Origin of the sequence: Kocuria sp., assembly GCF_030530945.1 — a bacterium.
Taxonomy (GTDB): Bacteria; Actinomycetota; Actinomycetes; order Actinomycetales; family Micrococcaceae; genus Kocuria.
Genome location: NZ_JAUMTZ010000013.1, coordinates 3,811 through 19,407, shown reverse-complemented (window position 1 = coordinate 19,407; position 15,597 = coordinate 3,811). Strand labels below are relative to the sequence as shown.

Sequence of the window (15,597 nt, the reverse complement as noted above, 5' to 3'; positions counted from 1 at the left end):
GCCTCACACGCCGGGCCCGCTGCGAGACGGCGCAGTCTCCGCGCCGCCCCGGGCGACGGCGGGCGGGAACCTCGGACGGCGCAGGGCGGGTTCGGTGTCGGTGCCGCTCTGCCGGTCTCAGTGCCGCGGGGCGATCACCGTGCGCAGTGCCTCCAGCACGGAGTGGTCCTCGATGGTGGAGGGCACCGTGTACTGCTCGCCGTCGGCCATCTGGCGCATGGTCTTGCGCAGGATCTTCCCCGAGCGGGTCTTGGGCAGGGCCTCCACCACGGACACGTCCTTGAAGTCCGCGACCGGCCCGATCTGCGAGCGCACCATGGTCACGAGCTCTTCGCGCAGCCGCTCACCCGTGGTCTCCGCCCCCGTCCTGAGCACCACGTACCCGCTGGGCCGCTGGCCCTTGAGGGGGTCGTTCACGCCGATCACCGCGCACTCGGCGACGTCCGGGTGGGTGGCCACGATCTGCTCCATCTGCCCCGTGGACAGCCGGTGTCCGGAGACGTTGATGACGTCGTCGGTGCGGCCCATCACGAACACGTACCCGTTCTCGTCCACAAACCCGGAGTCGCCCGTGGCGTAGTAGCCGGGGAAGGCGGAGAGGTAGGAGGACACGAAGCGGGCGTCGTCGCCCCACAGTGTGCTCAGCGTTCCGGGTGGCAGGGGCAGGCGCAGGGCGATGTTGCCCTCCTCCCCCGGGCCCAGGGGTTCCCCGACGGGATCCAGGATCTCCACACGGAAGCCCGGGACGGGAACCGTGGGAGAGCCGGGGACTATCGGGAGCCGCTCGATGCCGAACGGGTTGGAGCAGATGGCCCACCCCGTCTCGGTCTGCCACCAGTGGTCCACCACGGGCACCCCCAGCACGCGGGTGGCCCACTGGTGGGTCTCGGGGTCCAGCCGCTCCCCCGCGACGAACAGTGCCTGCAGGGAGGTGGTGTCGTGACGCGCCACGAACTGTCCGTCCGGGTCCGCCCGGCGAATGGCGCGCAGCGCGGTGGGCGCGGTGAACATCACCTTCACGCCGTGCTCCTCGACCCGCTGCCAGAACGCGCCGGCATCCGGGGTCCCCACGGGCTTGCCCTCGTAGACCACTGTGGTGGCGCCGGCGAACAGGGGACCGTAGACGATGTACGAGTGGCCCACCACCCACCCCACGTCCGAGGCCGTCCACATCACGTCCCCGGCGTGGACGTCGTAGATGTTCGCCATGGACCAGGTCAGCGCCACCGCGTGCCCGCCGTTGTCACGCACCACGCCCTTCGGCCTCCCCGTGGTCCCGGACGTGTAGAGGATGTAGAGCGGATCGGTCGCCGCCACCGGAACGGGATCCGCCGGGGCCACGCCGTCCTGTGCCTCGGTCCAGGAAAGCCACGCGGGGCCGCCGTTCACCGACGCGCGCTCACGCGCGTCCGCGACACTCGTGGCGAAGCCGTCCCGCTCGTGCACCAGCACTGCCGACGGCGCATGCTCGCTGAGCTGCAGCGCCTCCTCGACAGCGGGCAGGTACTCGATCCGTCGCCTGGGCTCCACACCACCGGAGGCCGTGACCACGGCCACCGGCCGCGAGTCGTCGATCCGGCTCGCGAGCTCTCTCGGGGCGAACCCTCCGAAGACCACCGAGTGCACGGCGCCGATCCGGGCGCACGCGAGCATGGCCACCACGGCCTCGGCGACCATGGGCATGTAGAGCAGAACACGATCCCCCCTGCCCACCCCCTGGGCCGCGAACGCCCCCGCGAAGCGGGCCACCCGGTCCTGCAGCTGCGCGTAGCTGATGTGCTCCCGCACTCCCAGGACCGCGGAGTCGTAGACCAGGGCGGTGCGCTCACCGTGACCGGCCGCCACGTGGCGGTCCACGGCGTTGACGCAGGTGTTCAGCGTGCCGTCCGGGAACCACCGGTACAGGGGGGCGGCGGAGTCGTCCAGGGCGCGGGTGGGCGGCGTGACCCAGTCCACGGCCCGCGCGGCATCCAGCCAGAACGCCTCGGGATTGTTCGCGCTGGCGCGGTAGACGGATTCGTAGGTGGGCTGCGACATGGCTTCCTCCGGACGTGGTGCTGGATGCTGGGGCGGACGTCGGCGTGCGCCCAGAGTAGTGGTGAACATCACAATTCACAAGGGCTGTGTATACAGAAATTCTCATCAACGCGCCTGCCACGCGAACATGCTTGGCGCAGACCCAGCCGGTGTATACAATGGGGTCGACCCACACGTCAGGAGAAGACATGCGAGCAGGTGAGCGCGCGTACCGCGAGCTGCGGGCGGACATCGTGTCCTGGCGGCTGCTCCCGGGCCAGGTGCTCGGCGAGGTGGACCTCTCGCAGCGCCTGGGCATCTCCCGCACCCCGGTGCGCGAGGCGCTGTCCCGGCTCACCGCGGACGGGCTGGCCGAGCCGCACGCCGGACGCGGCGTCGTCGTCAGTGCACTCTCCGCCGAGGACGTCCGCGCGCTCTACGAGCTGCGGGACACGCTGGACTGCCGTGCCGCCGAGCTCGCCGCGCAGCGCGGGGACCCCGAGACCTTCCGCGCGCTCGCGGAGGAGCTCTCCCACGCCGCGGAGACCCTGCCGGGAGATCCCGACCACGCCGCCTACTACGCCCTCGTGGACCGCATGGACGCGGAGATCGACGCCGCCGCGGGCAACCCCTACCTGCGGCAGGCCCTGGCGAACGTGCGCCTCCACCTGGCGCGCGTGCGGCGCCTGTCCACGTCCAACCCCCGGCGCCTCGCGGTGGCCGCGGCGGAGCACCAGGCGATCGCCCTTGCCGTTGCCGACGGAGACGCCCCCCTGGCGGTGGCCACCACGCGCGTCCACCTCAAGAACGCCCTCGGCAGCGCCCTGAGCACCCCGGAGCTCGCCACCGTGTCCGCAGTGGCCTCCTGAGCACCCACCGACCGCAAGACCCGTACCGGAAGGAACACCCGTGACCGTCACACACACCGTGCGCACGCACTCGTCCCAGGAGGAGCTGCCCCGCGAGGAGCAGCTCGCCCACAAGCTCGCCGCCGTGGCCTCCGACCCCGTGGCCGTGGAGCCCGAGGTCGTGGAGATGGTGGTCAACCGCGTCATCGACAACGCCTCCGTGGCCGTGGCCTCGCTGAACCGCGCACCCATCGTCTCCGCCCGCTCGCAGGCGCTGTGCCACCGGGTGGTCCCGGGCGGCGGGTTCTCCGGCCAGGGTGCGCTGCTGTTCGGCGCACCGCAGGACGACGCCGCGGTCTCGCCCGAGTGGGCCGCGTGGGCCAACGGCGTGGCCGTGCGCGAGCTGGACTACCACGACACGTTCCTCTCCGCGGAGTACTCCCACCCCGGGGACAACATCCCCCCGATCCTGGCCGTCGCCCAGCACGTGGGCGCCACCGGCGAGGACCTGGCCCGCGGCATCGCCACCGGTTACGAGATCCAGGTGGACCTGGTCAAGGGCATGTGCCTGCACGAGCACAAGATCGACCACATCGCGCACATCGGCCCGTCCGCCTCCGCAGGCATCGGCACGCTGCTGGGCCTGGACACCGGGACGATCTTCCAGGCCATCGGCCAGGCACTGCACACCACCACGCAGACCCGCCAGTCCCGCAAGGGCGAGATCTCCACGTGGAAGGCCCACGCCCCCGCGTTCGCCGGGAAGATGGCCGTCGAGGCAGTGGACCGTGCCATGCGCGGGCAGACCTCCCCCACCCCCATCTACGAGGGCGAGGACGGCGTGATCGCCTGGCTGCTCTCCGGCCCGGAGGCCCGCTACCAGGTGGCCCTGCCCGCGCCCGGCGAGCCCAAGCGCGCCATCCTGGACACCTACACCAAGGAGCACTCCGCGGAGTACCAGGCGCAGGCGTGGATCGACCTGGCCCGCAAGCTGCACCGCGAGCACCCCGAGGTCACGGACCCCGCGAACGTGGAGTCCGTGCTCATCCGCACCTCCCACCACACCCACCACGTGATCGGCTCCGGGGCCAACGACCCGCAGAAGTACGATCCCACCGCGTCCCGCGAGACCCTGGACCACTCGATCCCCTACATCTTCACCGTGGCCCTGCAGGACGGTGCGTGGCACCACGTGGACTCCTACGCCCCGGAGCGTGCCGCCCGCCCGGACACCGTGGAGCTGTGGCACAAGGTCACCACCCGGGAGGATCCCGAGTGGACCCGGCGCTACCACTCGCTGGACATCTCCGAGAAGGCGTTCGGCGGTTCCGTGGAGATCACCCTCACGGACGGAACCGTGATCACGGACCAGATCGCCGTGGCGGACGCGCACCCGCTCGGGGCACGGCCCTTCGCGCGGGAGCAGTACATCGCCAAGTTCCGCACCCTGGCCGAGGGCCTCGTGGCACCCCAGGAGATCGAGCGCTTCCTCGACGCCGCGCAGCGCCTGCCCGAGCTGAAGGCCGGGGAGCTCGGCCAGCTCAACATCACCGCGGCCGTGGGCCTGGAGAAGTCGCCGAAGGGAATCTTCTGATCATGCTGTACTCCACCGTCACCCCCGCGCAGAAGCGGGAGCGCTTCCGCGAGCTGCTGGCCGCCCCGCAGATCGCCCGCTTCCCCGGCGCGTTCACCCCGCTGTCCACCACGCTCATCCAGGAGCAGGGCTTCGAGGGCGTCTACATCTCCGGTGGCGTGCTCGCCAACGAGCTCGGCCTGCCGGACATCGGCCTCACCACCCTCACCGAGGTGGCCACCCGCGCCGGGCAGATCGCGCGCGTCACGGACCTGCCGTGCCTCGTGGACGCGGACACCGGCTTCGGAGAGCCGATGAACGTGGCGCGCACCGTGCAGGAGCTGGAGAACGCCGGACTCGCGGGTTGCCACATCGAGGACCAGTTCAACCCCAAGCGCTGCGGCCACCTGGACGGCAAGAACGTCGTGGACACCGCCACCGCCGTCAAACGCATCCACGCCGCCGTGGCGGCCCGCCGGGACCCGAACTTCGTGGTCATGGCCCGCACGGACATCCGGGGCGTGGACGGCTTCGACGCCGCCGTGGAGCGGGCGCGCGCGCTCGTGGACGCCGGCGCGGACGTCGTCTTCCCCGAGGCCATGGCAGATCTCTCCGAGTTCGAGCGCATGGCCGCCGCGGTGGACGTGCCGATCCTCGCGAACATGACCGAGTTCGGGAAGTCCGAGCTGTTCACCACGCGGCAGCTGCAGGACGCCGGCGTCTCCATGGTCATCTACCCCGTGTCCCTGGAGCGACAGGCCATGGGTGCCATGGAACGGCTGCTCACCACCATCCGGGAGGACGGCACCCAGCAGGCCCAGGTGGAGACCATGCTCACCCGCAAGCGCCTGTACGAGCTGGTGGACTACACCGGGTACAACCGGTTCGACTCCGGGATCTTCGACTTCGAGGTCCCCGGAGCACCCGAGCACTGACCCACCGGGCCCGCCCCTCCACCACGGGGCGGGCCGGCACCCCTGACCCGTCCTCACCCGTCGAAGGAGAACAACCGTGGCCGATACAGAGATCCGCAAGGGACTCGCCGGCGTCGTCGCCGACGCCACCGCCGTGTCCAAGGTCAACGCCGAGACCAACTCCCTGCTCTACCGGGGCTACCCCGTGCAGGAGCTCGCGGAGAAGTGCACGGCGGAGGAAGTGGCGCTGCTGCTGTGGACCGGCGAGCTGCCCTCGGAGGAGGAGCTCGCCGCGTTCCAGGAGCTCGAGCGCTCGCACCGCGTCATGTCCCCCGAGCTGCGACGCGCCATCGACCTGCTGCCCACCACCTGCCACCCCATGGACGTGTGCCGCACCGCCGCCTCCGTGATCGGCGCCCAGCACCCCCTCGCGGAGGACAACTCCCCAGAGGCGGAGCTGCGCAAGGCCCAGGAGCTCTTCGCCGTGATGCCCTCGGTGGTCTGCTACGACCAGCGCCGCCGCCACGGGCAGGAGATCGTGGAACCCCGCACGGACCTGGACTACGCCCAGAACTTCCTCTGGATGGCATTCGGTCGAGAAGCCGCCCCCGAGGTGGTGGACGCGTTCCGGGTGTCGGTCATCCTGTACGCCGAGCACTCGTTCAACGCCTCCACCTTCACGGCCCGGGTGATCACCTCCACCCTCTCAGATCTGCACTCCGCGGTCACCGGCGCCATCGGGGCACTCAAGGGCCCCCTGCACGGTGGTGCCAACGAGGCCGTGATGCACACGTTCGAGGAGCTGGGCATCCGAACGGACGAGTCGGCGGAGGACGCCGAGAGGCGCGCCAAGGAGTGGATGGACCGGGCGCTCGCGGAGAAGAAGAAGGTCATGGGGTTCGGGCACCGTGTGTACAAGCACGGCGACTCCCGTGTGCCCACCATGCAGGAGGCCCTCTTCCGCATGCTGGAGCACTACGAGCGTCCGGAGATCCTGGGGCTATACAACGGTCTGGCCAAGTCCATGGACGAGGCGAAGGCCATCAAGCCCAACCTGGACTACCCCGCCGGTCCCACCTACTGGCTCATGGGCTTCGACATCCCCACGTTCACGCCCATCTTCGTGGCCGCCCGCATCGTGGGGTGGACCGCACACATCATGGAGCAGCGCGCGAACAACTCGCTGATCCGTCCGCTCTCGGACTACAACGGGCCCGCGGAGCGCCATCTGGACTGACCCGGCCCGTGGTCCGCTCCGCCGGGGTCACCCGGCTCCCGACCGCGCCTCGACGGTGACGCGCCCGGCGGGGGAATCCCCCGGCGCCCGCCTCACCGGGCCCGGGGGTGCGACGTCGCGTACACCTCCCGCAGGGACTCCACGGAGACCCGCGTGTAGATCTGCGTGGTGGCCAGGGAGGCGTGACCCAGCAGCTCCTGGACCACCCGCAGGTCCGCGCCGCCCTCGAGCAGGTGGGTGGCGAAGGAGTGCCGCAGGGTGTGCGGCGTGATCCGCTCCTCCTGGTGGATGCTGCGCGCGGCGTCCTTGACCATGGTCCAGGCGGTCTGCCGGGAGATCCGTGTCCCCCGGGCGTTGAGGAACACGGCAGGGCTGCCCCGACCGTGGCGTGCCAGCTCGGGCCGGGCGCGCACCATGTAGCGGTCCAGCGCTGACACTGCGTAGGAGCCCACCGGCACGAGCCGCTGCTTGTCGCCCTTGCCCGTCACCCGCAGGAGAGCGAGGTCCTCGTCGTGCAGTCCGGCGAGGTCGTCCACGTCCAGCGCCACTGCCTCCGAGATGCGCGCACCCGTGGCGTACAGCAGCTCAAGGAACGCCCTGGCCCGCAGTCCCGCGGGAGTCTCGGGGTCCGGCGCGGCCAGCAGGTTCTCCACCTCCGTGACCCCGATGGCCTTGGGGAGCCGCTGCGGCGGGGTGGGCGGACTCACCCGGGACGCCACGTCGGTGTCCACCGTGGACTCCGTGGCCCAGAACGCGTGCGCGCCCCGCACCGCGGCCAGGACCCGGGCGCTGCTGCGCGCGGACAGCGCGGGGTGCTCGGCGTCCCCCTCCCGCAGCACCCGCACGAACGCCCGCACGTGGTCCGTGGTGATGTCCCGCGGCACACGAAGCTGCGGCGCCGTGGCCGTGAGGTGGTCCAGGTAGCGCCGCAGGTCACGCCGGTACGCGCTCACCGTGTTCTGCGCGAGGCCGCGCTCCACCACCAGGTGGTCCAGGTACCGGCCCACCGCGCGGGTCAGCTCCGGCGCGGTTTCCCCCTCCTCGGCCGACGACGCCGCCCGCCCCGGTTCACGGCGCGCCCCCGCCACCACGGGCAGGGGCGCCGTGACGGTCACCTCGGGCTCCGCACCAGTTCCCTCCGCACCCGGAGCCCTGCGTTCCGCGTCGTCCGGCCCCGGGGAGTCCGGGTGCGGTGATGCCCGGTCGGTTGATTCCGGGGCCGGAGAGTCGGGGTCCAGGAGCGTGCCGCTCACCCGGCGTGGTGGGGCCGGGCCGACCAGGGGGCGTCGGGTGCCCGGAGGGTGCTCCACCCCTGGGCACGTGCGGCATGGGCGGCCAGGATGCCCAGCGCCGCGGCGGGCGAGGTGAGGCGGCCGGAGAGAACCGCTGCCAGGGCGGCGTCGAGGTCGGCGAACCCGGCCACGATCTCTGCCTCCTCGCCCTCGCGGGTGAAGCGCTCGGCCTCGGGAACCTCGCCGAGCCCGCGGGCCAGGAAGATCCGGTTGGCCTCCGCAGATGAGCCCGGCGAGTTCTCGAAATCCACCAGGGTGTCCCACTGCTCGGCGGTGAGATCAGCCTCCTCCCCCAGCTCACGCCGGGCGGCGTCGAGCGCCGGCTCCCCCGAGACGTCCAGCAGGCCAGCGGGGATCTCCCACATCCGCATCCGCACCGGGTGCCGGTACTGGTTGATGAGCAGGACCCGGTCGTGCTCGTCCAGCGCGAGCACGGCCACCGCGCCCGGGTGGGTGATGTAGTCGCGGACCAGGGGCTCGTCCTGGTCCGCCATGCGGAAGGTCTCCCGTGCCACGTCCCAGATGGCCCCGTGGTACACGGTCTCCGCGTCCGTGACCTCGTGGGGATCGGGCCGGTCCTGCAGCTGCTCCGGGGTGATGGTCGTGAAATCCATGGTGTGTCCGTTCTCTCGTGGTGGACTCGCGTGGTGGTCTGTCGTGGGCGAGTCTGTCGTGCTCGACCGCCCTGTGGGGGGAAGTGAGGGGCGCCGCCCATGAGAGCGGCCGGGGGCGCCTGGGAATGGAACGGCCGGGGACTCCGAGGGCGATCGTGCCCCCTGAGCCCCCGGCCGGAACCGCGCAGGGTCAGCCGTCGGCCTGGACCCCGCGACGCTCCAGTGCCGCCCGGACAAGTCCGTCGAACAGTGGGTGCGGGCGGGTGGGGCGGGACGCCAGCTCGGGGTGGGCCTGCGTGGCCACGTAGTAGGGGTGCTCCTCCCGGGGCAGCTCCACGAACTCCACGAGGGTCCCCTCCGGCGAGGTGCCCGAGATCCGCAGCCCGGCCTCGGAGAGGGCGTCGCGGTAGACGTTGTTGACCTCGTAGCGGTGCCGGTGCCGCTCGGAGACCTCCGTGGCGCCGTAGGTCTCGGCCACCACCGAACCCTCCTGGAGCGCAGCCGGGTACAGACCCAGGCGCATGGTGCCGCCGAGGTCGCCGGCGCCCTCCACGAACTGCTTCTGCTCCTCCATGGTGGCGATCACGGGGGTGTCGGTCTCGGGGTCGAACTCGGTGGAGGACGCGTTCGGCAGCTCCGCCCGGTTGCGCGCGTACTCGATGACCATGCACTGCAGGCCCAGGCACAGGCCGAGCGTGGGGACCTTGTGCTCGCGGGCCCACGTCAGGGCACCAAGCTTGCCCTCCAGACCGCGGATGCCGAAGCCTCCGGGGATCAGGACGGCGTCCACGTCACCGAGTTCGCGCTGGGCTCCCTCGGGGGTGTCGCACAGGTCCGAGGCAACCCACTTGATGTTCACGCGGGCGTTGTTCGCGAAACCACCGGCCCGCAGCGCCTCGGAGACGGAGAGGTAGGCGTCCGGCAGGTCGATGTACTTGCCCACGAGCGCCACCGTGACCTGGTGGGCCGGTTCGTGCACCGCGGTGAGCAGCCGGGACCACTGCCGCAGGTCGGCGTCCCGGTAGTCCAGGCCCAGGTAGTCCAGGATGTAGGTGTCCAGGCCCTGGCTGTGCAGGGTGTTGGGGATGTCGTAGATGCTCGGGGCGTCCGCGCAGGAGATCACGGCGTCCAGGTCCACGTCGCACGCGCTGCCGATCTTGCGGAGCATCGCGTCCGGGACGTCCCGGTCGCAGCGCAGCACGAGGGCGTCCGGCTGGATGCCCAGGCCCCGCAGTGTGGCCACGGAGTGCTGGGTGGGCTTGGTCTTCAGCTCACCCGAGGGGCCGATGAACGGGATCAGGGACACGTGCAGGTAGAAGACGTTGCGCCGTCCCACGTCCTGCCGGACCTGGCGGGCCGCCTCGATGAACGGCTGGGACTCGATGTCCCCCACCGTGCCACCGATCTCGGTGATGATGATGTCCGGGGCGTCCTGGTCCTCGGCGCGGCGACGCATGCGCCGCTTGAGCTCGTCCGTGATGTGGGGGATCACCTGCACGGTGTCCCCCAGGTACTCGCCGCGGCGTTCCTTGGCGATCACGGTGGAGTACACCTGGCCCGTGGTCACGTTCGCCGAGGCGTCGAGGTTCTCGTCCAGGAAGCGCTCGTAGTGGCCGATGTCCAGGTCCGTCTCCGCGCCGTCGTCGGTCACGAAGACCTCGCCGTGCTGGAAGGGGTTCATGGTTCCGGGATCCACGTTCAGATAGGGATCCAGCTTCTGCATGGTCACGGACAGCCCGCGTGCGCGCAACAGCATCCCGAGGGACGAAGCGGTCAGGCCCTTCCCGAGGGACGAGGCCACACCACCCGTGACGAAGATCTGCCGGGTCACCTTGCCGTTGTTCTTTTCTGTGCCTGCCTCGTGGGCGGCGTCCTGAGCATTCACCACGGGATTCAAGCCTACCATTCGTGTCTCGTCGGGTCGGGGGTGCGGAGGGGTCATGCGCTGGCGTCCCGCAGGAGTTCACGGGCGTGCTCGCGAGCGGCGCTGGAGTCCTCGTGCCCGGCGAGCATGCGGGCGAGCTCGACCACGCGCTCGTCGTCGGTGAGGACCTTCACGTCCGAGACGCTGGAGTCCGAGGACTTCGACACCAGGATGTGGTGGTCGGCGAACGCCGCCACCTGAGGGAGGTGGGTGACCACCAGCACCTGCACGTTCTCGGCGAGCATCTTCAGACGGCGTCCGATCTCCACGGCGGCCTTGCCGCCCACGCCGGAGTCGACCTCGTCGAAGACGAACGTGGGCACGGGGTCCACCTCGGAGAGCACCACCTCGAGCGCGAGCATGATGCGGGAGAGCTCACCGCCCGAGGCACCCTTGCCGAGCGGACGGGGCGTGGCCTGGGCGTGCGGCGCGAGCATGAACTCGATGGTGTCCCGGCCGTCGTCGGTGAAGCGCTCGGCGGGCTCCACCGCCACCACGAGGCACGCGTTGGGCATGGCCAGCGCCGTCAGCTCCGCGCTGACCGCGGTGGCGAGCTTCTCGGCGGCGGTGCGACGCAGCGCGAGCAGCTTCTCGGCGTGCCGGGTGAGGGAGGCGTGCAGGGCCTCCCCCTCCGCGCGCAGCTCCTCCTCGCGCTGGGGATCCACCACCAGCTCGTCCAGCTGGGCGCGCGCCCGCTCCGCCCACTCCAGGACCTCGTCGATCGTGGCACCGTACTTCTTGGTGAGCCGGCGCAGGGCGCTGCGACGGTTCTCGACCTCCGTGAGCCGTTCCGGCCCGTCCTCGTCGAGCCCGCTCGCGTAGCCGGAGAGGTCCGCGGCGACGTCGGCGGCGACCACCGTGAGTTCGCGCACCCGTCCGGCGAGCGCGGCAAGCTCGGGGTCCGCGTCGGACTCCACGTCCAGTGCCTGCTGCGCCCGGGACAGCAGCGCGACGGCGTTGAGGTCCGGGGCGTCGTCGGCGTCCGAGCCGCTCAGCGCGGCGTGGGCGGTGGTGGCCGCGGCTCGCAGGGCCTCCAGGTTGGTGAGCTTCTCGCTCTCGGCGTCCAGCCGGGCGTCCTCGCCGGGGACGGGTTCCACGGCGTCGATCTCGGCCAGCGCGGTGGTCAGGCTCTGTGCCTCCAGGGCTCGCTCGCGCGAGTTCTCCTTCGCGGCGCGCAGCGTGGCCACGACGCTGCGGTAGCGGGCGAGCTGGGTGCGGAAGGAGGCGAGCTCGGTGGCCAGTGGCGCGCCGGCGTAGTCGTCCAGGGCCTTGCGCTGCGCCGCCGTGGACTTCAGCCGCAGCTGGTCCGACTGCCCGTGCACGGCCACGAGGCTCTCCCCCACCGCACCCAGCGTGCCCACGGGGGCGGAGCGCCCGCCCACGTGGGCGCGGCTGCGGCCCTCCGCGGACACGGTGCGGCTGACGAGGATCAGGGCCTCCTCACCCCCGGCGACGTCCTCGCGGTCGACGGTACCCCCGGCCTCCTCTACCAGGGACACCGCGGCGTGCTCCGAGGGCACACGCACCGTGGCCTCGGCGAGCGCCCGGGAGCTGCCCGAGCGCACCGCACCGGCGTCCGCCCGGTTGCCGAGCAGCATGTTCAGGGCGGTGACCACCATGGTCTTTCCCGCTCCGGTCTCGCCGGACAGGATGGACAGTCCCGGGCCCAGCGGCAGCACGGCGTCCGTGATGACGCCGAGGTCGTGGATGTGGATCTCCTCGATCACGGCCGACCCCCTCCGTCCGGTGCGGCGGATTCACGCCGCGGATCCTCCTGTCCGTCCCCGGGGCCACCGTCACGGCAGGAACCGGTCCGGTGCGGGATCTCCCGGCCCACGGAGAGCCGTGGGTGGGAGAGGTCCTGCTCCCGCACCGCTGTGGTGGGCTGGACCAGGGGCAGGGCGGAGGTCGCGGGGTCGGTCTGCTCGCTCGGCAGGGGCCCGCGCCAGCCCGCGATGGGCAGCTCGAACTTCTTGACCAGGCGCTCTGAGAACGGCGTGGCGTGCATCCGGGCCAGGTTCACCGACTTCTCGGAGCGGCGCACCTCGATCCGGGAGCCGGGCGGCAGGTCCACCGTGCGGCGGCCGTCGCACCAGAGGACCCCGCGGGCGTCGGTGCGGGTGAGGACCTCGACCGCCATCATGGAGCGCGGGGAGATCACCAGGGGGCGGGAGAAGAGGGCGTGCGCGGACAGGGGCACCATCAGCAGCGCCTCGACCTCGGGCCAGACCACGGGACCGCCGGCGGAGAACGCGTAGGCGGTGGACCCGGTGGGCGTGGCCATGACCACGCCGTCGCAGCCGAACGTGGACAGGGGGCGGCGGTCCACCTCGGTGACCACCTCGATCATCTTCTCGCGGTCGCCCTTCTCCACGGAGGCCTCGTTGAGGGCCCACGTGTGCAGCACCTTGCGCCGGTGCTCCCACACGGTGATGTCCAGGGCCATGCGACGCTCCACGGTGTAGCGCCCGTCCACGATGGCCTGCACGGTCTCTGTCAGTCCGGAGCGCTCCGACTCTGCGAGGAAGCCCACGTGTCCCAGGTTCACGCCGAGCAGGGGCGTGTCCACACCCCGCACGAGCTCGGCCGCGCGCAGGATGGAGCCGTCCCCACCGAGGACCATGACGAGCTCGATCTCCCGCAGGGCGACGTCCTCCTCGAGGATCTCCACCGGGGACATCTCCAGCCCGTCGGCGCACAGGGCTTCGAGGTCCGGCCGGGAGAGCACGGGGGTGAGGCCGGCCGTGTGCAGCTGCTCGCAGGACTGGCGGGCGGCGTCCTTGGCCTCGCTGCGTCCCGTGTGGGTCATCACCAAGATTTTGCGGGTCACGTGCTGCGGACCATCCTCCTGCGGTCGACTCCCACGGCGGGCTGACTCGGCCAAGACTACGCGAGCACTCCGACGCGCACAGCGCCGCCCGGTCGTCGGCACCACACGAAGAACTCCACGTTCCCGTCCTGTCCCGGCAGCGGGCTCGGCACGCTCCCGCGCACCTCCAGCCCGGCCTCCGCCGCACTGTCCTGCACCCGGCGCACCGCCTCCGCGCGGGCCCGTTCGGAGGTGACCACGCCCGTGCGCGAGAGGTTGTGCGCCCCCACCTCGAACTGCGGCTTGACCATCAGGAGCAGGTCCCCACCGGGCTCGGTGGCGCCCGTCAGGGCGGGAACCACCAGCGTGAGGGAGATGAAGGAGAGGTCGCACACCGTGAGGCGTGCGGGGCCGCCGATCGTGGCGGGGTCCAGGTGGCGCACGTTCAGTCCCTCGTGCACCCGCACCCGCGGATCCGCGCGCAGCTGCGGCACGAGCTGGTCGTGGCCCACGTCCACGGCCACCACCTCCCGTGCTCCTCGGCGCAGCAGGACGTCGGTGAACCCGCCCGTGGAAGCCCCCGCGTCCAGGCACCGCAGTCCCGAGGGGTTGACGTCGGGGAAGGCCTCGAGGGCCCCCGCCAGCTTGTGGCCCGCCCTGCTCACGTACTCCTCCTGCTCCGAGGGCAGCACCACCACGCGGTCCTCACCGGACACCGGGGCCGAGGGCTTGGTGACCACGCGCCCGTTCACGCTCACGCGGGCCTCTCTGATCCGCGCGGCGGCCACGGTGCGGGAGCGGGCCAGACCGCGCTCGGTCAGCGCCCGGTCCAGACGGGTCGTCACCGCGCGCGCCCCTCCCCCGTGTCTGGGGCACCCGCTCGTGGACGCGGCGCCTCTCCGGGGCGCGGTGCCCCCGTGAGGCCGCGGGCGGCCTCGGCGGTTGCCGGGGACAAGGTCGCGAAGAGACCCTGCGGCAGCTTCCCCGGGTCCTCGCTGAGGATGCGCTCCAGCTCGGCGTGCAGCTCCTCGTACGCCGCCGCCCGCTCGGTGACGGGCAGGCGCGCGATGTCGGCCTCCCGGGCGAGGACCCGGTCCACGGGATCCAACCCGGTGCGCGGGGACGCGGTGGCATGACGCCCGGCTCCCTGGTGCCCTGTTGCGTCTCCTGCCACGCCCGGCGTCTCCGCGACCCCGGCCCCTGCGGGGGACGGATCCCCCGGCACACCGGGTTGCTCGGCGGGGGACTCCCTCGTCACGGTGCGGGCTCCCACCGCACCTCGGGGGAGGTGGCCTCGGTCTCGTCCGGGTGGGCCGCCCACCAGGCGGCGCAGGCCGCGCGCCAGCCGTCCAGTGCGTCGCGCTCCGCGGCCACGCGGACGACGTCGCCCGCGACCTCCGCGCGCGCTCCGCCGCACTCCGCGTGGAACCCGTTCTCCGCGGTGCCCGCGGCGATCTCCGGGTAGGGCTCGAAGAGCTCCCGCAGACTGCCCAGGAGGTACGTGGGGCGCTGGGCGGTGCACGCCCCGAGCACGGAGGCCGGGGTGTCCACGCCCGTCAGCACCTCGATGCTCTCCATGCCGGCGTTGTGGGCACCCAGGATGTCGGTGTCCAGCCGGTCGCCCACCACCACGGGCCGGTGGGCGCAGACCCGCTCGGCGGCCCGGTGAAAGATGGGCGCCTCCGGCTTGCCCGCGACCAGTGGCTGCCGCCCAGCGGCGGCCGCGACGGCGGCGATCAGCGTCCCGTTGCCCGGGGCGATCCCCCGTTCCCTCGGGATCGTGCGGTCGGTGTTCGTGGCGCACCACAGCACGGACTCGTCCGCGAGCGTGTACGCGGCCTCCGCGAGGTCCTCCCAGCCGAGGCGCGGATCGAAGCCCTGCACCACGGCGCGCGGCTTCTCGTCCTGCGAGCGCACGGGCACGAGTCCCACGGCACGAATCTCGTCGGCGAGCGCGGTTGCGCCGGTGACGAGCACGGGCGCGCCGACCTCCAACCGCTCCGCGAGCAACGAGGCCGCGGCCTGGGCGGAGCTCACGACGTCCGACGCCTTCGTACTCGCTCCCAGCGACGAGATGTGCTCGGCCACGGCCGCCGGTGGGCGCGACGCGTTGTTGGTCACGTACACGACCGCCCGGCCCGTGGCCCGCACTCGCTCCAGGCTCTCGGGGGCGCCGTCGATCGCCGTGGGGCCGGCGTAGACCACGCCGTCCAGGTCGCACAGCAGGGCGTCGAAGCGCTCCACAAGGGACGTGCCGGTGCCCGCCACGTCACTCATGGTTCCCGTCTCCTGCCTCGGGAGCCGGGAGCTCCTCACCGGCGTGGTCGGGGCCAGCTGCCTCGGCCTCAACGGCTTCGCCCTGCCCCTCGT

Annotated in this window: 13 protein-coding genes; 4 read left to right on the top strand and 9 right to left on the bottom strand. The window is 72.0% G+C overall.

The window, feature by feature from the left end; all coding sequences use genetic code 11:
- Positions 1–117: 117 nt before the first annotated feature.
- Entirely contained in the window at positions 118–2,037 is a 1,920-nt protein-coding gene (locus Q4A22_RS10160; RefSeq protein ID WP_303179176.1) for an AMP-binding protein, read from the bottom strand.
- Between the two features lie 188 nt (positions 2,038–2,225).
- On the opposite strand from Q4A22_RS10160, the gene Q4A22_RS10155 reads away from it, so the two are divergent.
- The 4 genes from Q4A22_RS10155 (at position 2,226) to Q4A22_RS10140 (ending at position 6,588) form a co-directional block, all read left to right on the top strand.
- Positions 2,226–2,885, top strand: a complete 660-nt coding sequence (locus Q4A22_RS10155) for a GntR family transcriptional regulator (RefSeq protein ID WP_303179174.1) — start codon at positions 2,226–2,228, stop codon at positions 2,883–2,885.
- Between the two features lie 40 nt (positions 2,886–2,925).
- The gene (locus tag Q4A22_RS10150; RefSeq protein ID WP_303179172.1) at positions 2,926–4,458 is read left to right on the top strand and encodes an MmgE/PrpD family protein; all 1,533 of its coding nucleotides are present in this window, start codon (positions 2,926–2,928) and stop codon (positions 4,456–4,458) included.
- Between the two features lie 2 nt (positions 4,459–4,460).
- Positions 4,461–5,372, top strand: coding sequence for a methylisocitrate lyase (gene prpB / locus Q4A22_RS10145; protein ID WP_303179170.1), 912 nt, complete (start codon positions 4,461–4,463; stop codon positions 5,370–5,372).
- A 76-nt stretch (positions 5,373–5,448) separates the two neighbouring features.
- Positions 5,449–6,588: a bifunctional 2-methylcitrate synthase/citrate synthase gene (locus Q4A22_RS10140; protein WP_303179167.1), complete on the top strand. Its 1,140-nt coding sequence runs from the start codon at positions 5,449–5,451 to the stop codon at positions 6,586–6,588.
- Positions 6,589–6,680: 92 nt separating this feature from the next.
- Here the strand turns inward: Q4A22_RS10140 and xerD are convergent, their stop codons facing one another.
- The 8 genes from xerD to Q4A22_RS10100 all read right to left on the bottom strand — a co-directional run bounded on the left by xerD (position 6,681) and on the right by Q4A22_RS10100 (position 15,504).
- On the bottom strand, positions 6,681–7,703 hold the full coding sequence (gene xerD, locus Q4A22_RS10135) for a site-specific tyrosine recombinase XerD (RefSeq protein WP_303179165.1): 1,023 nt from the start codon (positions 7,701–7,703) through the stop codon (positions 6,681–6,683).
- A 134-nt stretch (positions 7,704–7,837) separates the two neighbouring features.
- Positions 7,838–8,494 carry an NUDIX hydrolase gene (locus tag Q4A22_RS10130; protein WP_303179164.1) on the bottom strand — a complete coding sequence of 219 codons (657 nt, stop codon included), beginning with the start codon at positions 8,492–8,494 and terminating at the stop codon, positions 7,838–7,840.
- A 190-nt stretch (positions 8,495–8,684) separates the two neighbouring features.
- Positions 8,685–10,400: a CTP synthase gene (locus Q4A22_RS10125; protein ID WP_303179162.1), complete on the bottom strand. Its 1,716-nt coding sequence runs from the start codon at positions 10,398–10,400 to the stop codon at positions 8,685–8,687.
- A gap of 32 nt (positions 10,401–10,432) precedes the next feature.
- Positions 10,433–12,145: a DNA repair protein RecN gene (recN, locus tag Q4A22_RS10120; RefSeq protein ID WP_303179160.1), complete on the bottom strand. Its 1,713-nt coding sequence runs from the start codon at positions 12,143–12,145 to the stop codon at positions 10,433–10,435.
- A complete protein-coding gene (locus Q4A22_RS10115; RefSeq protein WP_303179157.1) occupies positions 12,142–13,248 on the bottom strand; it encodes an NAD kinase in 1,107 nt (368 codons plus the stop codon). The genes recN and Q4A22_RS10115 overlap by 4 nt, the downstream gene beginning before the upstream one ends.
- A 56-nt stretch (positions 13,249–13,304) precedes the next feature.
- Positions 13,305–14,072 carry a TlyA family RNA methyltransferase gene (locus Q4A22_RS10110; RefSeq protein ID WP_303179155.1) on the bottom strand — a complete coding sequence of 256 codons (768 nt, stop codon included), beginning with the start codon at positions 14,070–14,072 and terminating at the stop codon, positions 13,305–13,307.
- Positions 14,069–14,401 carry a hypothetical protein gene (locus tag Q4A22_RS10105; protein WP_303179153.1) on the bottom strand — a complete coding sequence of 111 codons (333 nt, stop codon included), beginning with the start codon at positions 14,399–14,401 and terminating at the stop codon, positions 14,069–14,071. Before Q4A22_RS10105 ends, Q4A22_RS10110 begins: the two co-directional genes overlap by 4 nt.
- Positions 14,402–14,481: 80 nt before the next feature.
- Positions 14,482–15,504, bottom strand: a complete 1,023-nt coding sequence (locus Q4A22_RS10100; protein ID WP_303179151.1) for an HAD-IIA family hydrolase — start codon at positions 15,502–15,504, stop codon at positions 14,482–14,484.
- Positions 15,505–15,597: the final 93 nt, after the last annotated feature.

What these genes read in the sequence shown, in the direction of transcription:
- Q4A22_RS10100 (WP_303179151.1), bottom strand. Translation starts at nt 15,504, where the DNA reads ATGAGTGACGTGGCGGGCACCGGCACGTCCCTTGTGGAGCGCTTCGAC.
- Q4A22_RS10160 (WP_303179176.1), bottom strand. Translation starts at nt 2,037, where the DNA reads ATGTCGCAGCCCACCTACGAATCCGTCTACCGCGCCAGCGCGAACAAT.
- Q4A22_RS10155 (WP_303179174.1), top strand. Translation starts at nt 2,226, where the DNA reads ATGCGAGCAGGTGAGCGCGCGTACCGCGAGCTGCGGGCGGACATCGTG.
- Q4A22_RS10125 (WP_303179162.1), bottom strand. Translation starts at nt 10,400, where the DNA reads ATGGTAGGCTTGAATCCCGTGGTGAATGCTCAGGACGCCGCCCACGAG.
- Q4A22_RS10130 (WP_303179164.1), bottom strand. Translation starts at nt 8,494, where the DNA reads ATGGATTTCACGACCATCACCCCGGAGCAGCTGCAGGACCGGCCCGAT.
- prpB (WP_303179170.1), top strand. Translation starts at nt 4,461, where the DNA reads ATGCTGTACTCCACCGTCACCCCCGCGCAGAAGCGGGAGCGCTTCCGC.